This is a genomic window from Staphylococcus pseudoxylosus, from assembly GCF_003697915.1.
Lineage (GTDB): Bacteria > Bacillota > Bacilli > Staphylococcales > Staphylococcaceae > Staphylococcus > Staphylococcus pseudoxylosus.
Window position 1 is genome coordinate 1 of the sequence record NZ_RCVN01000058.1, and the last position, 613, is coordinate 613.

At 48.6% G+C, this 613-nt stretch carries 1 rRNA gene; it reads left to right on the forward strand.

Going from position 1 to position 613, the window contains the following annotated elements:
- Positions 1–519: ribosomal RNA gene (locus D9V42_RS14780) — 16S ribosomal RNA — on the forward strand; the annotation flags it as partial.
- Positions 520–613: the final 94 nt, after the last annotated feature.

Below are 613 nucleotides of genomic sequence, written 5' to 3' on the forward strand. Positions count from 1 at the left end.
CCCTTCGGGGGACAAAGTGACAGGTGGTGCATGGTTGTCGTCAGCTCGTGTCGTGAGATGTTGGGTTAAGTCCCGCAACGAGCGCAACCCTTAAGCTTAGTTGCCATCATTAAGTTGGGCACTCTAGGTTGACTGCCGGTGACAAACCGGAGGAAGGTGGGGATGACGTCAAATCATCATGCCCCTTATGATTTGGGCTACACACGTGCTACAATGGACAATACAAAGGGCAGCTAAACCGCGAGGTCATGCAAATCCCATAAAGTTGTTCTCAGTTCGGATTGTAGTCTGCAACTCGACTACATGAAGCTGGAATCGCTAGTAATCGTAGATCAGCATGCTACGGTGAATACGTTCCCGGGTCTTGTACACACCGCCCGTCACACCACGAGAGTTTGTAACACCCGAAGCCGGTGGAGTAACCATTTATGGAGCTAGCCGTCGAAGGTGGGACAAATGATTGGGGTGAAGTCGTAACAAGGTAGCCGTATCGGAAGGTGCGGCTGGATCACCTCCTTTCTAAGGATATATTCGGAAACATCTTCTTGCGAAGATGAAATAGGAATAACATTGACATATTGTATTCAGTTTTGAGTGCTCATTGGAGTATTCA